Annotated in this window: 18 protein-coding genes; 9 read left to right on the forward strand and 9 right to left on the reverse strand. The window is 75.3% G+C overall.

Annotated elements, in window-relative coordinates; genetic code table 11:
- Positions 1-152: 152 nt before the first annotated feature.
- Positions 153-926 (forward strand): esterase/lipase family protein, encoded by a 774-nt coding sequence (locus tag ACI79X_RS07110; RefSeq protein ID WP_457024714.1) that lies wholly within the window; start codon positions 153-155, stop codon positions 924-926.
- Here the strand turns inward: ACI79X_RS07110 and ACI79X_RS07115 are convergent.
- Positions 893-2,530 (reverse strand): FAD-dependent oxidoreductase, encoded by a 1,638-nt coding sequence (locus ACI79X_RS07115; protein WP_457024715.1) that lies wholly within the window; start codon positions 2,528-2,530, stop codon positions 893-895. The two genes, ACI79X_RS07110 and ACI79X_RS07115, sit on opposite strands and share 34 nt — an antisense overlap.
- Positions 2,531-2,598: 68 nt before the next feature.
- On the opposite strand from ACI79X_RS07115, the gene ACI79X_RS07120 reads away from it, so the two are divergent.
- The gene (locus tag ACI79X_RS07120) at positions 2,599-3,192 is read left to right on the forward strand and encodes a helix-turn-helix domain-containing protein (protein ID WP_457024716.1); all 594 of its coding nucleotides are present in this window, start codon (positions 2,599-2,601) and stop codon (positions 3,190-3,192) included.
- 90 nt (positions 3,193-3,282) lie between these two features.
- On the opposite strand, the gene ACI79X_RS07125 is transcribed toward ACI79X_RS07120, so the two are convergent.
- The 6 genes from ACI79X_RS07125 to ACI79X_RS07150 all read right to left on the reverse strand — a co-directional run bounded on the left by ACI79X_RS07125 (position 3,283) and on the right by ACI79X_RS07150 (position 9,227).
- A complete protein-coding gene (locus ACI79X_RS07125; protein ID WP_457024717.1) occupies positions 3,283-4,815 on the reverse strand; it encodes a S8 family serine peptidase in 1,533 nt (510 codons plus the stop codon).
- A 173-nt stretch (positions 4,816-4,988) separates the two neighbouring features.
- On the reverse strand, positions 4,989-5,960 hold the full coding sequence (locus ACI79X_RS07130; RefSeq protein ID WP_457024718.1) for a quinone oxidoreductase family protein: 972 nt from the start codon (positions 5,958-5,960) through the stop codon (positions 4,989-4,991).
- A 1-nt stretch (position 5,961) separates the two neighbouring features.
- The gene (locus ACI79X_RS07135; RefSeq protein WP_457024719.1) at positions 5,962-6,321 is read right to left on the reverse strand and encodes a hypothetical protein; all 360 of its coding nucleotides are present in this window, start codon (positions 6,319-6,321) and stop codon (positions 5,962-5,964) included.
- Positions 6,318-7,196, reverse strand: a complete 879-nt coding sequence (locus ACI79X_RS07140) for a DODA-type extradiol aromatic ring-opening family dioxygenase (protein ID WP_457024720.1) — start codon at positions 7,194-7,196, stop codon at positions 6,318-6,320. Before ACI79X_RS07140 ends, ACI79X_RS07135 begins: the two co-directional genes overlap by 4 nt.
- Complete coding sequence (locus ACI79X_RS07145) at positions 7,189-8,028, reverse strand: citryl-CoA lyase (RefSeq protein WP_457024721.1); 840 nt, start codon at positions 8,026-8,028, stop codon at positions 7,189-7,191. The genes ACI79X_RS07140 and ACI79X_RS07145 overlap by 8 nt, the downstream gene beginning before the upstream one ends.
- Entirely contained in the window at positions 8,025-9,227 is a 1,203-nt protein-coding gene (locus ACI79X_RS07150; protein WP_457024722.1) for a CaiB/BaiF CoA transferase family protein, read from the reverse strand. Before ACI79X_RS07150 ends, ACI79X_RS07145 begins: the two co-directional genes overlap by 4 nt.
- A 212-nt stretch (positions 9,228-9,439) precedes the next feature.
- Between ACI79X_RS07150 and ACI79X_RS07155 the strand changes: the two genes are divergently transcribed.
- The 6 genes from ACI79X_RS07155 to ACI79X_RS07180 all read left to right on the forward strand — a co-directional run bounded on the left by ACI79X_RS07155 (position 9,440) and on the right by ACI79X_RS07180 (position 15,888).
- Positions 9,440-10,933 (forward strand): amidohydrolase family protein, encoded by a 1,494-nt coding sequence (locus tag ACI79X_RS07155; RefSeq protein ID WP_457024723.1) that lies wholly within the window; start codon positions 9,440-9,442, stop codon positions 10,931-10,933.
- A gap of 9 nt (positions 10,934-10,942) precedes the next feature.
- Entirely contained in the window at positions 10,943-11,761 is an 819-nt protein-coding gene (locus ACI79X_RS07160) for an IclR family transcriptional regulator domain-containing protein (RefSeq protein ID WP_457024724.1), read from the forward strand.
- Positions 11,762-11,790: 29 nt separating this feature from the next.
- Positions 11,791-12,360, forward strand: coding sequence for a hypothetical protein (locus ACI79X_RS07165; protein WP_457024725.1), 570 nt, complete (start codon positions 11,791-11,793; stop codon positions 12,358-12,360).
- Between the two features lie 157 nt (positions 12,361-12,517).
- Positions 12,518-13,120, forward strand: coding sequence for a TetR/AcrR family transcriptional regulator (locus ACI79X_RS07170; protein ID WP_457024726.1), 603 nt, complete (start codon positions 12,518-12,520; stop codon positions 13,118-13,120).
- An 80-nt stretch (positions 13,121-13,200) separates the two neighbouring features.
- Entirely contained in the window at positions 13,201-14,919 is a 1,719-nt protein-coding gene (locus tag ACI79X_RS07175) for an MDR family MFS transporter (RefSeq protein WP_457024727.1), read from the forward strand.
- Between the two features lie 3 nt (positions 14,920-14,922).
- A complete protein-coding gene (locus ACI79X_RS07180) occupies positions 14,923-15,888 on the forward strand; it encodes a nucleoside hydrolase (RefSeq protein ID WP_457024728.1) in 966 nt (321 codons plus the stop codon).
- 63 nt (positions 15,889-15,951) lie between these two features.
- On the opposite strand, the gene ACI79X_RS07185 is transcribed toward ACI79X_RS07180, so the two are convergent.
- A complete protein-coding gene (locus ACI79X_RS07185) occupies positions 15,952-18,198 on the reverse strand; it encodes a glycoside hydrolase family 3 C-terminal domain-containing protein (RefSeq protein WP_457024729.1) in 2,247 nt (748 codons plus the stop codon).
- 205 nt (positions 18,199-18,403) lie between these two features.
- Here ACI79X_RS07185 and ACI79X_RS07190 point away from each other — a divergent pair, with 205 nt between their 5' ends.
- Positions 18,404-19,156, forward strand: coding sequence for an SDR family NAD(P)-dependent oxidoreductase (locus ACI79X_RS07190; RefSeq protein WP_457024730.1), 753 nt, complete (start codon positions 18,404-18,406; stop codon positions 19,154-19,156).
- A 42-nt stretch (positions 19,157-19,198) separates the two neighbouring features.
- On the opposite strand, the gene ACI79X_RS07195 is transcribed toward ACI79X_RS07190, so the two are convergent.
- Positions 19,199-20,065 (reverse strand): nucleoside hydrolase, encoded by an 867-nt coding sequence (locus ACI79X_RS07195; RefSeq protein WP_457024731.1) that lies wholly within the window; start codon positions 20,063-20,065, stop codon positions 19,199-19,201.
- Between the last annotated feature and the right edge of the window lie 12 nt (positions 20,066-20,077).

Below are 20,077 nucleotides of genomic sequence, written 5' to 3' on the forward strand. Positions count from 1 at the left end.
TGGAGACGACCCGGGCGCCGCGGCGTGACGCGGGCCCGGGCGCCGTCCGGCTCCGCCGCGGCGGCGTGTCCCGCGTCATGCCGACGGTCCGGGAGCGTCCGGGCGGGTATGGCCGACCGGGTCCGCCCGCCACCGCCGTCGGAGGAGCACCCGTGACCGACCCGAACCGGCGCCGCACGCTGCTCGCCGCCACCGAGCCGGTGCGCGCCGCCGCCAGCGCCGGCGCGCTGGCGCTGGCCTACCCGCTGCTGCGCGGCGCCCCGCGGGGCGAGCCGCACGGGGTGCTCGTGCTGCCGGGGCTGCTCGCCTCCGACGTCTCCACCGTCACCCTGCGCCGCTGGCTGCGCGGCCTCGGCTACCCGGTGGTCGGCTGGGAGCTCGGCCGCAACCGCGGCCCGACGAAGGAGATCACCGACGAGCTGCCCCGGCTGGTGGAGCGGCTGGCCGACGAGCACGGCGGGCCGGTGAGCATCGTCGGTCAGAGCCTCGGCGGCATCTACGCGCGGCGGCTGGCGCTGCGGGTGCCGCGGCTGGTCCGCCAGGTGATCAGCCTCGGCTCGCCCTTCGGGCTCGCGGGCGGCGGGGGCGACGACAGCCCCGGCGCCCGCGCCTACGCCCGCTACCGCCACCTGCACGCCGTCCCGCGCGGGCGCGGCGGGCTCGGCGGCGGGCTGCCCGTGCCGAGCACCGCCGTCTACTCGCGGTGGGACGGCGTCGTCGACTGGCGGGCCTGCCGGCAGCAGGCCGGGCCGCGGGCGGAGAACGTCGGCGTGCACGCCAGCCACCTCGGGATGGGCCACGACCCCGCGGTGCTGTGGCTGGTCGCCGACCGGCTGGCCCAGACCCGGGAGGGCTGGGCGCCGTTCCGCCCGCCGGCCCGGCTGCGGTTCCTCTACCCGCGCGAGGACGGCGACACGGCCGGCTGACGCCGCCGCGCCCGCAGCACGGCGTCGGCCACGTGCGCGTGGCCGCCGTGGCCGTGCCCGCCCCCGCCGTGCCCGTTCCCGCGGTGCTCGTGCGCCCGCGCCGCCCGGGGCCGGGTCCCGGCCACCTCGACGTCCCACTCGTCGCCGTCGAGGACCGCGGCGAGCTGCTCGCCGGTGGCGTACCACTCGGGCAGGCCCGGCCGCTGCACGCCGTGCGAGAGGTCGCTGCCGTCGTGCATGGTCACCAGCAGCGTGCCGCCGGGCGCGACCGCGGAGGCCAGCCGGCGCAGCACGTCGTCGCGGGTGGCGGGCAGGAAGTGCAGGAACGACGCCGTCACCAGGTCCCACCGCTCGTCGCCGGGCTCCCACGAGGAGATGTCGGCCTTGCGGGTCTCGAGCGACACCCCGGCCGCCTCGGCGGCCGCGGCGGCCCGGTCGAGCGCCACGCGGGAGAGGTCGAGCGCGGTGACCGCCCAGCCGCGGCGGGCCAGCCAGACGGCGTCGCCGCCCTCGCCTGCCCCGGCGTCGAGCGCGCGGCCCGGCGGCAGGTCGGCGGCCTCGGTGGCCAGCACGTCGTTGACCCGGCCGCTCCAGGCCCGGTCCGTGGCGCGGTAGCGGTCCTCCCACCACTGTTCGCCGAACTCCGGGTCGGTCTGCGCGCGCAGCACCTCGACGGCGAACCGGGTGTCCTCGGCGACCAGGTCGGCGTTGAGCTGCCCCGCCGCCCACAGGCCCTGGGCGGCCGAGGAGATGACCTGCGCGGACAGGTCGGCGACGTTGCCGGCCGCCCAGACGCCGGGCACCGACGTCGCGCCGCGCGCGTCGACCGGCACGTGCGAGCCCATGACCACCTCGCCCATCGCGAACGGCACCGCCTCGATGCCGAGCCCGGCGAGCACGGCCGAGCGGGCGGTGAAGCGGGGCGCGACGACGACGGCCGCCCGCGGCACGACCTCGCCGGAGGCCAGGCGGACGCCGGTCAGCCGGCCGCCGTCGGTGTCCAGGCCCGCGACCTCGCCGGTCACCACCCGCACGCCGCGGGCGGCCAGCGCCTCGGCGACGTCGGCGGGCGGCTCCCCGGCGGTGTGCTGGAACAGCACGACGTCGGCACTCCACTGCCGCCACAGCTGCGCCTGGTGCAGCGACAGCGGACCGGTGGCGACGACGCCGATGGCCTGGTCGCGCACCTCCCACCCGTGGCAGTAGGGGCAGTGCAGGACGTCGGTGCCCCACAGCTCCCGCACGCCCGGGAGATCGGGGAGCTCGTCGGTCAGGCCGGTGGTGACCAGCAGCCGGCGGGCCCGCAGCGTCCGCCCGCCGGCCGTGCGCACCGTGAACGCGCCGATCGTGCCGCCGGCGTCGGTCGCCGTGTCCTGGACCAGGGTGACCCCGTAGCCGGCGACCTCCGCGCGCCCCGCGGCGAGCAGGTCGGCGGGCGGCGTGCCGTCGCGGCCCAGGTAGTTGTGCATCGCGTGCGCCGGCGCGTTGCGCGGCGTCCCCTCGTCGACCACCGCCACGGAGCGGCGCGCCCGTCCCAGGGCGAGGGCACCGGACAGGCCGGCCGCTCCCCCGCCGATGACCACCACGTCGTACGTCTCGTCCATGCCCGACACGGTGCAGCCGCCCGTGCCGCCTTGACAAACATCGTTGCTGGAACGGCAAACTGGGCGGCGTGACCGACCTCGACCCCGGCCTCGACGCCGTCCTCGACGCCGTGGGCCCGCGGCTGCGCGAGCTGCGGCGGCGGCGCGGCGCCACCCTGCAGCAGCTCGCCGACGACACCGGCATCTCGGTGTCCACGCTCTCCCGGCTGGAGTCGGGGCAGCGCCGGCCCACCCTGGAGCTGCTGCTGCCGCTGGCCCGCGCCCACCAGGTGCCGCTCGACGAGCTCGTCGACGCCCCGGAGACCGGCGACCCCCGCGTGCGGCTCAAGCCGCTCACCCGGCACGGCGCCACGTTCCTGCCGCTCACCCGGCGCCCGGGCGGGCTGCAGGCCTACAAGATGGTGCTGCCGCCGCGCTGGGGCGGGGAGCCCGGCGAGCTGCGCTCGCACGAGGGCTGGGAGTGGGTCTACGTGCTCTCCGGCCGGCTGCGGCTGCTGCTCGGCGACGCCGACGTCACCCTGACCCCCGGCGAGGTCGCCGAGTTCGACACCCGCACTCCGCACTGGCTGGGCAACCCCGACGACCGGGCCGCCGAGGTACTGGCCCTGTTCGGCCCGCAGGGCGAGCGCATCCACGTCCGCGCCGCCCCCAGGGGCCACTAGCGCGACACAGGCCTCTCCGGGACGGCGAGGAGGGTGGGGCGCGACCCGCGGCCGCACCCCACCCCCGTCGCTCAGCGGGTCAGGCCCGCGTCACGACCACGCCGCGCTGGCCAGGTCGCCCGTGCGCCACATGCGCCCGCTCCAGTTGGCGTCGCGCCACATGCGACCCGACCAGGAGATCCCGGTCCAGGAGCCGTCACGCCACATGCGGCCCGCCCAGTCGGCGTCGCGCCACATCCGGCCGTCCCAGGCGGGCAAGCTCCACTCGGCCGACCGCCAGGTGGTGCCGTCCCAGCCGTCACCGCTGACCAGGTAGCCGCGCCAGTGGCCGCCCACCCAGGCGTTCTGCCGCGCGGAGGCCGCAGCCCACGCCCGGCCGTCCCAGGCGTTGCCGAAGACGTCGACCTCGCCCTGCAGCGGGACGCCGTCGCGGTCGACGTGCGAGCTGCCGCGCGCCGCCTCGATCGACCCGGTCCCGGTGCTCCAGAACTGGTTGGGCTGGTTCGCGTTGGTGACCGGCTTGAGCTGCGCCTCCCGCACGTCGGTCAGCCCGTTGCCCCGGTACTGGTTGGTCGTCGAGCTGAACGGCGACGCCGTCGACATGATCTGCCGCTTGACCTGGTCGGGGGTCAGCCGCGGGTCCTCCTGCAGCAGCAGGGCGACCTCGCCGCTGACGACCGCGGCGGCCTGCGAGGTGCCCGACGCGACGGCGAAGCGGTCGCCCCGGCGGGCGTCGAAGTGCCGCTCGTCGGCGTAGCCGTTGGGCACCCGGAGGCCGACGACCGAGACACCGGGGGCCACCACGTCCACGTGCCGCTGGTTGGTCCCGCGGGTCGCCCACGCGGGCACCGTGTCGTCGACCGGGTCGACCGTGCCCTGCGTGTCGGCGGCGCCGACCGCGAGCACGTACGGGTCGCGCGCGGGGTTGGCCAGGTTGTAGTTCGTCGAGCCGTCGTTGCCGCCGGCGACCACCACGACGATGCCGGCCTTCCACGCCTGCTCGACGGCGAAGGAGAGCGGGTCGACACGGCTGTCCTGGGTGGAGTCCGTGCCGTACGACAGGTTGATGACGCGGATGTTCATCCCGTTGTCGTTGCGGTGCTCGACGACCCAGTCGATGGCGGCGATCACCTGCGTCACGTCGACCGCGCCGTCGCTCGCGCCGACCTTGACGTTGAGCAGGGTCGAGTCCGGCGCGATGCCGGTGAAGCGGCCCGGGTCGGTGTAGGACGCGGGGCTCCCCGCCGCGTCGCGGCCGGCGATGATCGAGGCCAGGTGGGTGCCGTGCCCGTAGGCGTCGCGGTGGGCGAGCTCGGGGTCCTGGCTGTCGAAGGACAGGTCCGGCCCGTCGACGACGTTGCCGGTGTCCAGGCCGGGCACCCGGGTGACGCCGGTGTCGATCAGCGCGACCCCGATGCCCCGGCCGGTGAAGCCGGCCCGGTAGGAGTCCTGCGCGCCGACGGCCTGGGCGATGTGGAACAGCGACCCCTTGGCAGTGACGTCGTAGCCGAGCGGAGCGGCGGCGGCCGGACCCGCGGTGGCGACGGCGCCACCCAGGACCGCGGACGTCGCCAGGAGGGCCGCGACACCGCGGCCGGCTCTGCGTCCCCAGCCCCGGCTCACTGCCGGGACCTCGGGGAGTACGGGAGCGTCATGGATGTGCTCTTCTCGTCCGTGAGAGACCACCCCGGACGGGGTGGCGCCGTCAGTAGCGACGCCCTGGCGCGCGACCTCTCCCCGAACCGGTCCGGCGTCACCCCGAGGGGTGGGTCAGCCCCGCCGACCGTGCGGCGGACTCAGGGGACGACGACGAGGCGGACGCCGGCGTCGCCCGCGGCCTGGCGCTCCCACGCCCGGGTCACCTCGGGCAGGGGCACCGTCTCGTGCGCGACGGTGACCCGCCCGGCCGCGGCGGCGGTGAGGACGGCGTCGAGCGCGGTGCGGCGCTGCGCCGGGGTGAGCGCGTTGTTCGTGTAGCCCAGCACCTCCGCCGAGCGCCCGCGCAGCACCGCCGAGGAGAACACCGCCTCGTCGCCGGACGCCCCGCCGATGTTGACCAGCCGCCCGCCGGGGGCCAGCACCCGCGCGGCCGCGGTGGCCGCGACGCCGAAGACCGGGTCGACGACGACGTCGGCCCCGCCGCCGAGGGCGTTCCCGAGCGCCGCGGCCTGCGCGGCGGCGTCGCCCTCGGCCGGCACGACGGCGTCGGCCCCGGCCGCCCGGGCCCGCTCCTGCCCGGACGCGGACCGCGCCAGCGCCACCACCCGGGACGCGCCGAGCACCCGCGCCGCGCCGACCGCCGCCTGCCCGACCGCGCCGCCGGCCCCGAGGACGAGCACCCGCTCCCCCGGCTGCAGCCGGCCGCGCCAGGTCAGCGCCATCCACGCGGCCACGCCGGACAGGCCGATCGCGGCGACGGCGGCGTCGGGCAGGTCGGCGGTCAGCGGCACGAGGTCGTCGTCGGCCACCGAGCAGCGCTCGGCGAGGCCGCCGTCGCCGGGGGCCATGCCGGCCGACGTCGCGAACCACACCCGGGTGCCGGCCGGCAGCCGCCCGCCGTCGGTGACCACGCCCACGCCCTGCACCCCCGGCACGTACGGCACCGCGGGCGCGCCGAGGTAGGAGGTGCCGGAGGCGCACAGCAGGTCCAGCGGCACGATCGGCGCCGCGGTGACCCGGACCAGGCTGCGGCCGGGCGCCGCGGCCGGGTCGGGGTGCTCGGCGTGCTGGGGCTGCGTCCCGGGCGCGCGGACGACGGCGGCGCGCACGTCAGGTGGTGATGTCGGGATAGGGCAGCGTGATGTGCTCCATCGCCCTGCCGTAGGCCTTCTGGTACTCCAGCGGCCCGTGGTCGCGCTCGAACATGGCGATGAACAGCGTGAGCGTGAGGAACGGGTGGGCGCCCATCTGGAACAGCGTCACGTGGTCGTGCTCGCGCAGCGCCCGCCGCTCGTCCTCGGTGAACTCCAGCCAGGTGGAGCGCTCGTCGGAGGTGCAGTTGAGGATCCGGTTGGCCATCTCGGCCTCCCACCACTCCACCGTGCCGGCCGGGTCCTCGCGGTAGCGCTCGACGAGCTCGGGGTCCCGGTCGACGGTGTAGAGGAACTTGTCGAGCAGGTAGCGGCTCATGCCGGCACCACCTCTCCGGGGACGCCGTTCGGGTACCAGGTGAAGTAGGCCTCCATCGTGTGGAACAGGTCGAGGGTGTCGACGTGGTCGGCCTTCCGGCCCTCGCCGGCGACGCCCATCATCAGCATGAAGTCCATGAAGCCGTGGGTGGCGTTGCCCGGCTGGTGCAGGCTGTCCAGCGAGACCTCGGCCAGGCAGCCCTCGATGTCCCCGGAGGCGATCCACTCCACCGCCTTGCGGTCGAACTCCGGGTCGGGCCCGTGCTCGCCGAACTGGCGCGGCCCGCCGAGCTCGAGCGACAGGTGGCCGGTGCCGATGACGGCGACCCGCTTGTCCGACTCCCAGGACTCGACCATCTCGCGGATCGCCCGGCCCAGCTGGACGAAGCGCCTCGGCTGCGGCAGCGGCGGGGCGAAGATGTTCGTGTAGACCGGCACGATCGGCAGGTCGGCCTGCGGGCGCAGCGTGATGATCGGGCACGTGATGCTGTGGTCGATCCGCAGCTCGTTGGAGAACGCCAGGTCGAAGTCGCGGTCCAGGCCGTCGCGCAGCAGGTGCGCGGCCAGGTCCTCCTCGCCGCGCAGCGTCATCCGCGGCAGGCCGAACTCGCGCTCCTCGTTGTAGAAGTTCGCGTCGAAGAACGGCGCCTTGCCCACCAGGAACTGCGGCATGTTGTCCAGCCACAGCTGGTGGAAGTGGTCGCTGCCGACCATCACCAGCACGTCCGGCTCCGCGCGCGTGAGCGTCTCGCGGAACCGCTCGATCTTGGCCACCCACTCGTCGGCGAACGGGGGCCGGTCGGCGCCGGTGGCGGTGCTCGCCCGGTAGTAGAAGGGGTGGTGGGTGGACGCGATGACCGCGGCCAGCTCAGCCATGGGGACCTCCGTTGGCGGTCGGGGGCAGGGTCCCGGGCTCGTACGGGTCCGGGGCGACGGAGCGGTTGTGCAGGTCGACCGAGAGGAACACCTCGTCGGCGACCGGGTGCCGGATCTCCTCGGCGAGCTGGCCGATGAGCCCGGCGGTACGGGCGAGCAGGGCGAAGCCGCGCAGCAGCTCCAGCGGCAGGCCGAGGTCGGCCAGCGCCGCCCCGCAGACCCCGGCGCCGTTGAGCGGCAGCGTCCTCCCCAGGACCTGCGGGTGCACCCGGCCGATGGCGGCGAACAGCGCCAGGTGCGGGCCGACCAGGCCCTCCTCGGCGGCGATCTCGAACAGCCGCGGGGTGCGCGGGTCGCCGTCCTTGTGCACGTGGTGGCCGAGGCCCGGGACGAACCGGCCCTCGGCCCGCCGCGCGGTGACGGTCTCCAGCGCGAGGGCGTCCCAGCCGGCGTCGTCGGCCGGCAGCTCGCCGGCTCGGACGAGCACCTCGTGCAGGAACCGGCCGCAGTCCTCGGTGACGCCGAGGAACCGCGAGCCGCCGCCGAGCAGCCCGGCGGCGAGCGCCCCCTGCACCGAGTCCGGCGCCGACAGCCAGGTCAGCCGGGTGACGATCGCGGTCGGGGTGAACCCGTGGTCGGCCAGCGCGGCGAGCACCGCCTCGAACACCCGGGTCTCCCCCGGCGCGGGCCGGCGCTGGGTGGCCAGCCAGAACGCCAGCTCCCCGAAGCCGACGCTGCCCATGACGTCGCGGGCGAGGTCGGTGCCGAGCAGGGTGATCGACTCCCGGCTCGAGGCCCCCAGCGCGGTCGGGTACCCGTCCTGCGCGGTCACGGCGTCTCCTCCCCCTCGGCCAGCCAGCGGCGGATCTCCTCGCCGTGCTCGTCGAGCCCGGGCGGTGGCAGCCGGTACTCCGCGGCGGTGGCCGAGAAGCGGATCGGGTTGCGGATCGACGGCACGGCGGCGGCACCCTCCCCCGCGACGACGACCGGGTCGAGGCCGACCTCCTCGGCGAACGCGACGCCCTGGTCGATCGTGTTGATCGGCCCGCACGGCACGCCCGCGGCGATGATGTCGCGGAACCACGCCATCTTGGTGCGGGTGCGCAGCCGCTCGACCAGCAGCGGCCGCAGCTCCCCGCGGTTCGCGGTGCGGTCCTCGTTGTGCAGGAACCGCGGGTCCTCCGGCAGCTCCGGGACGCCGAGCACCTCGCACAGCCTGCGGAACTGGCCGTCGTTGCCGGCGGTCACGATGAGGTCGCCGTCGGCGCAGGGCAGCGGTTCGTAGGGGAACAGGCTGGGGTGGCTGTTGCCCATCCGGAACGGGACGACGTCGCCGGCGACGTACGCCGACGTCTGGTTCACCAGCCCCGACAGGGCGCTGGCGAGCAGGTTGACCTCGACGTGCTGGCCGCGGCCGGTGGCGTGCCGGGCGTTGAGCGCCGACAGCACGCCGATGGTGGCGTGCAGCCCGGCCATGACGTCGAAGACGGCGACGCCGGCCCGGTAGGGGTCGCCCTCCGGGTCGCCGGTGAGGCTCATCAGGCCGGAGATCGCCTGCACGATGAGGTCGTAGCCGGGCAGCGACCGCCCGCCCGGGCCGCTGCCGAAGCCGCTGATCGAGGCGTAGACGACCGCCGGGTTGGTGGCGGCGACGGTGTCGTAGTCGAGGCCGAAGCGGGCCAGGCCGCCGGGCTTGAAGTTCTCCACGACGACGTCGGCGCGGCGGGCGAGCTCTCGGGCGGCGGCGAGGTCGGCGTCGTCCTTGAGGTCGAGCGCCACCGAGCGCTTGTTGCGGTTGACGCCCAGGTAGTAGGTGGAGACGCCCTGCCCGTCGACCTCGCGGACCGGGGGCTGCCAGGTGCGGGTGTCGTCGCCGCCCGGGCCCTCGACCTTGACCACCTCGGCGCCCAGGTCGGCCATGAGCATCGTGGCGTAGGGCCCGGCGAGGATGCGGGAGAAGTCGGCCACGAGGAGCCCCGCGAGCGGGCCCGAGGGTGGCGGTGCGCCGGTTCCGGCCGGTCCTGCCGTCATCGTCGCTCCGCGCTCCTCGTGCTCGGGTGCCGCTGACACGGACGGGCGTCCGCCGGTGGGGCCGATCCTGAGCAGCGCCCTGACCTGTGTCAACCGGACGGCCCTGCGCTTGACATGTGCGGCAGGTCACGCGCAAGGTGGCGCCGTCCCGACCACCGTCCGCAGTACGGACGGTCGTCCGCTTCCGTCGCCCGACGCCCGAGGAGACCTCCGTGCCCCAGCCCGAGACCCCTGCCCCGCAGGCCGGCCGCCCCGTCGTCCTCCGTGGCGGCACGGTGCTGACCATGGACGACGCCGGCACCGTGCTGCGCGACGCCGACGTCCTCGTCGTCGGCGACCGCATCGCCGCCGTCGGTCCGGCGCTCGAGGTGCCCGAGGGCACCCGGGAGATCGACGCCGGCGGCGGGATCGTGATGCCCGGGATGATCGACACCCACCGGCACATGTGGCAGACGGCGATGCGCGGCTACGGCGCCGACTGGTCCCTCACCCAGTACTTCGTCTGGTACTACCTCGAGCACGGCCGCCGCTTCCGCCCGGAGGACGTCGCAGCGGGCAACCGGCTGGCCGCGGTCGAGGCGCTCGACGCGGGCGTGACCACCGTCGTCGACTGGTCGCACGGGCTGCAGACGGTGGACCACGCCGAGGCCGCCGTCGACGCGCTGCAGTCGGTGCCCGGCCGGTACGTGCTCGCCTACGGCAACATCCAGGCCGCGCCGTGGGAGTGGACCGCCGACAAGGGCGTGCAGGCCTTCCTCGAGCGCCGCCGCACCGGCGCCGGTGACCTGCTCGCCTTCCAGCTCGCCTTCGACGTCACCGGCGACCCGGCCTTCCCCGAGAAGGCGGCCTTCGAGGTGGCCCGCGAGCTCGGCCTGCCGGTGACCACGCACGCCGGCGTCTGGGGCGCCACCAACGACGAGGGCATCCGGCTCATGCACGAGCACGGCTTCGCGACGCCGGAGACCGTCTACGTGCACGCCGCCTCGCTGTCCCCCGACAGCTACCACCGGATCGCCGCCACCGGCGGGTCGATCTCGGTGTCCACGGAGTCCGAGCAGAGCGCCGGGCAGGGCTACCCGCCCACCTGGCAGGTGCGCGCCCACGGCATCCCGGTGTCGCTGTCGATGGACACCAGCGTGTGGTGGAGCGGCGACCTGTTCTCCGCGATGCGCACGACGCTCGGCGCCGACCGCTCCCGGGAGCACTTCGAGGCCCACCTCAAGGGCGAGACGGTCACCCACCTGGCGCTGCGCGCGCAGCACGTCGTGGAGTGGGCGACCCGCGGCGGGGCGACGGCGCTGGGCCGCGACGACCTGGGCCGGCTGGTGCCGGGCGCGAAGGCCGACGTCGTGCTCCTCAAGAACGACGCCTCACCGGTGTCCTTCCCCCTCCTGCACCCCCACGGGCACGTGGCGTTCCAGGCCCAGCGCGGCGACGTGCACACCGTGCTCGTCGACGGCCGGGTCGTGAAGTCCGAGCACCGGCTGGTCGGCGTCGACCTGGCCGCCGTGCGGCGCGAGGTCGAGGCGACCGTGGAGCACCTGCGCGCCGACATGGGCGAGGACGTGTGGCAGTCGGGCATGGACCCCGAGCTGCCCGAGGGCAAGGTGCTCGACAATCCCTACCAGTACACCGACTTCCGCTCGGAGAGCACGCACGCCGCCCGCGAGGAGGCCTTCGAGCGGCACCTGGCCGGGGAGCACTGAGGGGGAACGGTGGCCGGACGCGGTGAGGGGCCCGACTTCGTCGAGGCGCTGGCGCGCGGGCTCGACGTGCTCACCTGCTTCGGCGCCGACCGGCCGGCGATGTCGCTGTCCGAGGTCGCCGCGGCCGCCGGGCTGGCCCGCCCGACGGCGCGGCGGCTGCTGCTCACGCTCGAGGAGCTGGGCTACGTCCGGTCGGCCGGGGGCACGTTCTCGCTGACGCCGAAGGTGCTCGCGCTCGGCATGGCCTACGTCGGCGCGCTCGGGCTGTGGGACGTCGCCCGGCCGCACCTGGAGGCACTGGTCGCGCGGACCGGCGAGTCGTCGTCGATGGCGCAGCTCGACGGGTCCGACATCGTCTACGTGGCCCGGGTGTCGGTGCCGAAGCTGATCACCCTGCGCGTGGAGATCGGCACCCGCTTCCCGGCGGTGCAGACGTCGCAGGGCAAGGTGCTGCTGGCCGCGCTGCCCGTCGGGGAGCTCGACGCCGTCCTCGCCCAGCCGAGCCGGTCGGGCCTGCCGCCCTACATCGGGCGCTCGCCCGAGCAGCTGCGCGAGGAGCTGACCGAGGTGCGGGCCCGCGGGTGGGCGCTGGCCGACGAGGAGCTCGCGCCGGGCGTCCGGTCGGTCGCCGTCCCCGTGCGCGACGGGACGGGTGCGGTGCGCGCCGCGATGAACGTGACGGTGCACGCGGCGGAGACCTCCACCGAGCACCTGCTGGGCGAGCACCTGCCCGCCCTGCTGCGCACCGCCGGCGAGGTGAGCGCCGACTGGGCGCGCTGGCAGTCCCGGCCGCACGTGGAGGTGGACCGGTCGCGCTCCGCCGGATGACATCCCGCCGGATCGGGTACGCCCGGTCCATGAGCGGGAAGTCGGCGGAGGACTACGCCAGGGACTACACGGACCCGGAGTTGCGCGAGCGGCTCAAGGAGGAGATCAAGGCCGGCGACCGGGGCGGGCGGCCCGGCCAGTGGAGCGCCCGCAAGAGCCAGCTGCTCGCGCACGAGTACGAGGCGGCCGGCGGCGGCTACCGGCACGAGGGCGAGCGCAGCGAGCCCCAGCGGCACCTGCAGGAGTGGACCGGCCAGGACTGGCACACCGCCGACGGCGGCGACCGCGCCCGCGGCGAGGGTGGGACGAAGCGGTACCTGCCCGACGCCGCGTGGGAGCTGCTCTCCGACGAGGAGAAGCGCGCCACGGACTCCCGCAAGCGGCACGGCGAGGAGCAGCACGTGGCCAACACCGACGCGGCCAAGGAGGCGCGGAAGGCCGCCGAACTGCTCGACGCGAAGGCCGACGAGGCGAGGGAGGCCGTGGGCCGCATGCACGGCGACTCCCAGCTCGACCGGGCCGAGAGGGCCGAGCGCGACCTCGGCGCGGGCCGCAAGACGGTGCTCGAGGCGATCGACCGGCAGCGCGACCGCGACTGAGCGACACGCAGCACGATCAGGCGGCCTGATCGTGCTGCGTCCTGGCTCGCGGTCTGCGGTGAGCCTGGACGCGTGGCGGTGAGCCAGGATCCGGTCGACACGCCGTGCAGTCGGCGCAATCTTGCACGGACTGCACGTTTCGGGCGATCATGACCGGGTGACCTCCGGCCTGCGCGAGCGCAAGAAGCTCGCCACCCGCTCGGCGCTGCACGCCGCGGCGCTGCACCTCGTCGCCGAGCGCGGGCTCGACGGCGTCTCGGTCGACGACGTCGCGGAGCGGGCCGGCGTCAGCCCCCGCACGTTCTTCAACTACTTCGCCACCAAGGACGACGCCGTCCTCGGGCTCGACCCCGGCGAGTCCGCCCTCGCCGCCGAGCGGCTCGCCGCACGCCCCGCCGGCGAGGACCCGGTGACCGCGCTGCGCGCCGTGCAGGCCGAGCAGGCCGCCGCCATGGCCGAGGAGCCCGAGGGCGTGTGGCCGCTGCGGCTGCGCGTCATCGACGAGCACCCCGTGCTGCTCGCCCGGCTGCACGCCGCGTTCGGCGCCTCCGAGCGGGCGCTGGCCGACGCCGTCGCCGCCCGCACCGGCACCCGGGTCGGCGCCGACGCCTACCCCACCCTGCTGGCCGCCGTCGCCGGTGCCGCCATGCGCACCGCGCTGCACCGCTGGCTCGCCGCGGACTTCTCCGTGCCGCTCCCCCGCCTCGTCGACGAGGCCTGGGACGTGCTCGCCGCCGGGCTGCCCGCCCCGCGCCCCTGATCCCCCGAGCGGCCGGCGCCGTCCGCTCGCCCCTCGGTGCCGCGCGCCCGCGGCACCGTCGCACGACCCGTGGAGAACGAGTGAACCCGCCGCCCGACGGCACCGCCCCACCCATCGTCCTGACCCGGCGCCGCATCAACGTCATCTTCTCGGCGCTGCTCGCCGGGATGCTCGTCGCCGCCCTCGACCAGACGATCGTCTCGACGTCGATGCCGACCATCGTCGGCGAGCTCGGCGGCGTCTCGCACATGGCGTGGGTGACCACCGCCTACCTGCTGGCCACCACGCTGGTCATGCCCGTCTACGGCAAGTTCGGCGACCTCTGGGGCCGCCGAACGCTGTTCCTCGTCGCCATCGGTCTGTTCACCGCAGCGAGCGTCGGCGCCGCGCTCGCGCCCGACTTCGGCTGGTTCGTGTTCTGGCGCGGCGTGCAGGGCCTGGGCGGCGGCGGGCTGATGATCCTGTCGCAGGCGATCATCGCCGACATCGTCCCGGCGCGGGAACGCGCGCGGTACATGGGCCCGATCGGCGCGCTGTTCGGCCTGTCGGCCGTCGCCGGCCCGCTGGTCGGCGGCTTCTTCACCGACAGCGCGGCCCTGGGCTGGGAGTGGTGTTTCTGGATCAACGTGCCGGTCGGCGTCGGCGCGTTCCTCATCGGCTGGTTCGCCCTCTCCCTGCCGCGCCGGCGCAGCACCACCCCGCTCGACGTCGCCGGGATCGTCGCGCTGTCGGCGACCACGACGTCGCTGGTGCTGTTCACCGACCTCGGCGGCAGCGACGGCTGGACCGACCCGTGGACCCTGGGGCTCGCGGCGTCCTCCGTCGTCTGCGCAGCCGCCTTCGTGCTCGTCGAGCGGCGCGCGGTCGAGCCGATCGTGCCGCTGACCCTGTTCCGCAACCCGACCTTCGTCGTCGCCACGGCGCTGGGCATGGCCGTGGGCCTGGGCATGTTCTCGGCGATCGCGTTCATGCCGACGTTCCTGCAGATGAGCTCCGGCCTCTCGGCGGCGAACTCGGGCCTGCTCATGCTGCCGATGACCGCCGGGATCATCCTCACGATCCAGACCTCGGCGTCGGTCATCCTGCGCACCGGCCGCTACAAGCGGTTCACCGTCGCCGGCGTCGCGGTCATCCTCGCGACGATGGTCTGGATGACCACGCTGACCGGCGGGACGTCGCTGTGGGTCGTCGGCGCCATGTTCTTCGCCCTCGGCTGCGGGCTCGGGCTGATCATGCAGAACGTCGTCCTGGCCGCGCAGAACGCCGTCCCGGCCACCCAGATCGGCACCGCCACCTCCACGAACAACTACTTCCGCGAGGTGGGCGCCACCCTCGGCGTCGCCGTCTTCGGCACGCTGTTCACCAGCCGGCTGGCCGAGAACCTCACCGGCGCGCTGAGCGCGAACGCCCCGCAGGCGGCCGCCGCGGGCATCACCTCGCCGGACACCCTGGTGCCGTCGGCGGTCGACGCGGCAGGCGAGCCGCTGCGGACGGCGATCGTCGACGCCTACGCCGACTCGCTGGCGCCGGTGTTCTGGTACCTCGTGCCGATCCTCGCCGTGGCGCTGCTGCTGTCGTCCGTGCTGCGCGAGATCCCGCTCGCCGAGCACGCCGGCATGGTCGCCCGCGGCGAGGCGGTCACCTCCGAGGAGGAGCTGGCGGCGCTGGCGGAGCTGTCGGAGCCGGCCGCCGCGGAGGAGGCGGTGGTGCTCGAGGACGACCGGGACGACGACCCGCGCTCGGGGCCACCACCCGAGGCGCGCCGCTACGCGCAGTCACTGCCGAGCAGGGAGATCTGACCGATGAGCCGACCCCGGATCCGCGTCGTCGTCGACAACGACTTCAGCGGTGACCCCGACGGCCTCGTCCAGCTGGCGCACCACGCGCTGTCACCATCGGTCGACCTGCGGCTGGTCATCGGCTCGCACCTGCGGCCCGGTGACCACTTCGACCCCTCGGACACCACTGCCGACAACGCCGCCGAGCTCGCCCGGGAGATCCTGGCGCTGGCCGGCCGCCCCGACGTCCCCGTCCTCGCCGGTTCGAACGTCGGCCTGACCGACCGGGGGACGCCGATCCGGTCCGCGGCCGCCGAGGCGCTGGTCGCCGAGGCCATGCGCACCGACGTCGACAGCCCGCTCTACGTCTGCGCGGGTGCCGGCCTCACCGAGGTCGCCAGTGCGTGGCTGATCGAGCCGCGGATCGCCGAGCGGCTCACGCTGGTCTGGATCGGCGGCCCGGAGCACGCCGGCCTGGCCGAGCCGCCACCCGGCGCGATGCCGGTCGAGTACAACCTGCTCATCGACGTGCTGGCCGGATCGATCGTGTTCGGCGACTCCGCCATCCCGATCTGGCAGGTGCCACGCGACGCCTACCGGCAGACGCTGGCCACCTTCGCCGAGCTGCAGGTGCGGATGGCCGAACAGGGGCCGCTGGGTGCCCGGCTGTGCGCCGCGCTGGACGGCCTCCGCACGCAGGCCGCGCGCTACGGGGCGGACCTCGGTGAGACCTACATCCTCGGCGACAGCCCGCAGGTGCTGCTCACCGCGCTGCAGTCGGCGTTCGAGCCGGACCCGTCCTCGAGCCGGCACGTCGTCCGGGAGACGCCGGCGATCTCCGCGGACGGGCAGTACACCACCGCTCCCGGCGCGCGGCCGATGCGTGTCTACACCCAGCTCGACTGCCGGCTGATGGTCGAGGACCTGTTCGCCAAGGTGCAGCTGCACGCCCGGACCTCGTCCGGTCCGCAGGTGGGCGGCACGTCCTAGCCGTCGTACCGGTGGGGCCCGGGGTGGAGACGTTCCCGGGCCCCACCGGCGTCCGGCGGACGGTCAGCCGGCGCGGGCGGCCCGGGCGACGGCGATCAGGCGGTCGAGCTCGGCCGGCGGGATGGCGGCGCCGAAGTCGGCGGCGAACCGGCGCATCGGCATCGACCCGATCATCTGCAGCATCCCGGCGTGCATCTCCGCGGCACCGTCCGGCACGGAGGCGAGGAACCCCTCGAGCAGCTGCGGCCCGACCACCGGGTGCTCGAACCACTCGGCCACCGACGAGCCCAGCGTGAGTTCCGGGACGACGGTGTCGCCGGCCAGCGTCACCGTCTCCTCGGCCAGGACCTCGGCGGCGTTCGCGCAGACCTGCACCGTGTACTCGCCCGGCGCGACGACCCAGCCGCCCTCCCGGACGTCCCAGTAGGCGAACGCCCGGCGGTCGAGGTCCAGCTCCACCGTCCGCGACTCCCCCGGCTCCAGCGGCACCTTCGTGAAGGCGCGCAGCTCCCGGGCGGGGCGGCGGACCGGGCCGGCCGTCGTCGCGACGTAGACCTGGACCACGTGCCGGCCGGCCCGCGCGCCGGTGTTGCCCACGGTCACCGACACGGTCGCCGCGTCGTCGCCGGTGACGGCCACCCGCAGGCCGGAGGTCTCCACGGTCGTGTAGCCCAGCCCGTGCCCGAACGGGTACCGCACCGGACGCTCGACGGACGTGTAGTGGCGGTAGCCGACCATCACGCCCTCGCCGTAGCGGACGTGCCCCTGCTCGCCGGGGAAGTTCAGGTAGCTGGGGGTGTCCTCCAGGCGCAGCGGGATCGACTCGGCCAGCCGCCCGGACGGGCTCACCGCACCCGTGAGCAGGTCGGCCAGCGCGCTGCCGCCCGCCTGGCCGAGCAGGAAGCCGGCCAGGACCGCGTCGACGTCGTCGTGCCAGCCCTCCAGGGACACGATGCCGCCCGAGGACAGCACGACGACGGTGCGCGGGGCGGCCGCGGCCACCGCCCGGATGAGCTCGACCTGCACGGCGGGCAGGTCGAGGGTGGTGCGGTCGAAGCCCTCGGACTCGTCTTGCTCGGCCAGCCCGGCGAAGACGACGGCGACCTCGGCGTCGCGGGCCGCGGCGACCGCCTCCTCGCGGAGTGCGGCGGCGTTCCCGGAGCCCTCGAGGGAGAAGCCGGGCGCGAACGACAGCGGCGGGAGCGCCGCCCGCAGCGCCGTCAGCGCGTCGTCGGCCCGGGTGGCGTTGACGTGCGAGCTGCCGCCGCCCTGGTAGCGCGGCGTGCGGGCGAACTCGCCGACGACGGCCACCCTCGTGTCCGGGGCCAGGGGCAGCACGGCGCCGTCGTTCCGGAGCAGCACCGCGCACTGCGCCGCGAGCTCGCGGGCCAGCGCGTGGTGCGCGTCGACGTCGAAGCCGTCGGTCGGCTCGGGAACGAGGTCCGCGAGCGCGGCCACCCGCCGGGCACTGCGGTCGACGAGCGCCTCGTCGAGCTCCCCGGCGCGGACGGCTGCGACGACGAGCCGGTTGCCCGCACCGGAGTCGCCGGGCATCTGCAGGTCCAGGCCGGCGGCCAGCGCGGCGACCCGGTCGTCCACGGCGCCCCAGTCGGAGACGACGACGCCCTCGAAGCCCCACTGTTCGCGCAGCACCTCGGTGAGCAGCCAGAGGTTCTGTGACGCGTAGACGCCGTTGACCCGGTTGTAGGCGCACATGACCGTGGCCGGCCGCGCCGAGGTCACGATCCGCTCGAAGGCGGGCAGGTAGATCTCGCGCAGGGTCCGCTCGTCGACGTCGGCGCTGACCTGCATGCGCTGCGTCTCCTGGTTGTTGGCCGCGAAGTGCTTGACCGAGGCGCCGACGCCCTGCGCCTGCTGGCCGCGGACGTGCGCGGCGCCGAGCACGCCGGTGAGCAGCGGGTCCTCGGAGTAGTACTCGAAGTTCCGCCCGCACAGCGGGGACCGCTTGATGTTCACACCCGGGCCGAGGACGACCGGCACGCCCAGGGCGCGCGCCTCCCGGCCGACCGCCGCGCCGACCCGCTCGGCGACCTCGGGGTCCCAGCTCGACCCGACGGCGACGGCCGGCGGGAAGCAGGTGGCCGGCAGGCTCTGCAGCAGGCCGATCCGGTCGAAGTCGTCGGCCTGCCGGCGGACGCCGTGCGGTCCGTCGGTGAGGACGACCGACGGCAGCCCGGCCTCCTCCACCGCCGGCGTCGACCAGAAGTCCTGTCCGGACAGCAGCGCCGCCTTCGTCTCGAGGGGCAGCGCGTCGAGGTCGGACCGGTCGGGGGGCGTGGCGGTGGTCACCACCCGATCCTGCTGTGCCGCGGACCGCACGGCCTCGCGGATGCCGACCATTGGCAGCGCCGCTCGGTGCAGCGCGGCGTCCGCCGGGTCGCCGCTGGAGCCCGCGCCCCCGGTCATCGGCGGCGCGGGCAGCCGACGGACAGCCGCGTGCCGGTGGATGGCAGACGGGTTCCGGCGCCCCGGGGGGCGCGGACATCCTGCGGACGTGAGCGGGCGACTGGCAGGGAAGACGGCACTGGTCACCGGGGCTGCGGCCGGCATCGGCCGGGCGGTGGCCGACCGGTTCACCGCCGAGGGAGCGCGGGTCGCCTACGCCGACCGGGACGCCGCGGGAGCAGAGGCGGCCGCCGAGGCGTCGGGTGGTCGGTCGGTGCCGATGGACGTCACCGACGAGGGCAGCGTGGCGGGCGGCTTCGCCACGCTGGCTTCGGACGGGTGGGTCCCCGACGTCGTCGTCGTCAACGCCGGCGTGCAGCTCATCGGACAGGACGCCGAGGTCGCCGACCTGGACCTCGACGTCTGGCGGCGCACCCACGAGGTCAACCTGACCGGTGCCTTCCTGACCATCAAGCACGCCGTCCGCGGCATGCTGACCGTCGGCGGCGGCTCGATCGTCCTGACCGGCAGCCCGACCGCGGTCCGCGGTGAGGGGGCGGAGTTCACCGCCTACGCCTCGTCGAAGGCCGGCGTGCACGGGCTGGGCCGCACGGTCGCCGCCGCCTACGCCCGCCGGGGCATCCGGGTGAACACCGTCGTGCCGCCCTACACCGAGACCGGGCTGGTCCGTGCCATCACCGCCGACCCCGTGGCGCGCGCCGGGATCGTCGGCCGGATCCCGATGGGCCGGGCCGGCACGACCGGTGACCTCGAGGGCGTCATGGTCTACCTGGCCAGCGACGAGTCGGCGTTCGCCACCGGTGCGGTGTTCGCCGTGGACGGCGGCATGACCACGTTGTGACCCGGTGGGGCGGGCCGGGTGCGCTCCCCCACGGGTCACCGGTCACCCCGTCCCTGAGGTCCCGGCCGCCTGCCGCTCGTGCCGGCGCAGCTTGGCGTGGAGGTCGGCGACCAGCAGCCGGACGTCGACGTCGACGTACACGCGCCGGGACGCGCCCCCGGGCACGACCGGGGTCTCGGTCCACGCGCTGGTGGCGTCGCTGAGGGCGGTCAGCAGCACCGGCGGGGAGTCGCCCAACGGCCAGGTCTCCCCCTGCTCCACGAAGTCGGGGATCGGCAGCTCGAGGTACCGCTGCCACAGCCACGCCCCCACCCGGCCCGCCCCACCGAGGTCCTGCTCCAGTTCGGCGACGGAGTACTCGCACCGTCGGTAGGTCTCCAGCGGGAACTGGGAGACGGCGAGATCGGTGCGGGCCAGCACCTCACGGGCCGCTCCGGCGTCGGTCTCCCGGTTGTACTCGAAGGCGGCCGGGTCCAGCGCCCCGCCGACCCAGACCAGCGTGAGCCGCGACGCGACCTCCGGCGCCTGCCGCAGTGCCTGCGCGACGTTGGTGAGCGGCCCGGCGCAGACCAGGAACAGCGGCAGTGGGTCGTCCCGCCGGGCCTCGGCGACGATGAGGTCCGCCGCGGCCGAGCGGGTGTCGCCCGCGTCCAGGAGCACGTCGCAGCCGGCGGCGACCGCCGGCCGGGGGCCGCCGACCAGGTCCACCAGCTCCTGGGCGAACCGGGCGCCTCTCCCCGCGGTGCCCTCGGGTGGCCCGAACACCGCGCTCAGGTGCGAGCTGGTCACCGCGTCCACCCGGTTGGCGGGGCTAAGCAGGTGGTGGGCCAGGGCGACCAGGCCGTCGGGGTCACCGGCCCAGTCGTTGTCGACGACGACGCGGCAGCGTCGGGTGATGCGCAGGGACACACGGTCCTCCGG

The sequence above is a fragment of the Geodermatophilus sp. SYSU D01119 genome (assembly GCF_054049975.1).

What these genes read in the sequence shown, in the direction of transcription:
- ACI79X_RS07180 (WP_457024728.1), top strand. Translation starts at nt 14,923, where the DNA reads ATGAGCCGACCCCGGATCCGCGTCGTCGTCGACAACGACTTCAGCGGT.
- ACI79X_RS07135 (WP_457024719.1), bottom strand. Translation starts at nt 6,321, where the DNA reads ATGAGCCGCTACCTGCTCGACAAGTTCCTCTACACCGTCGACCGGGAC.
- ACI79X_RS07150 (WP_457024722.1), bottom strand. Translation starts at nt 9,227, where the DNA reads ATGACGGCAGGACCGGCCGGAACCGGCGCACCGCCACCCTCGGGCCCG.
- ACI79X_RS07165 (WP_457024725.1), top strand. Translation starts at nt 11,791, where the DNA reads ATGAGCGGGAAGTCGGCGGAGGACTACGCCAGGGACTACACGGACCCG.
- ACI79X_RS07115 (WP_457024715.1), bottom strand. Translation starts at nt 2,530, where the DNA reads ATGGACGAGACGTACGACGTGGTGGTCATCGGCGGGGGAGCGGCCGGC.
- ACI79X_RS07140 (WP_457024720.1), bottom strand. Translation starts at nt 7,196, where the DNA reads ATGGCTGAGCTGGCCGCGGTCATCGCGTCCACCCACCACCCCTTCTAC.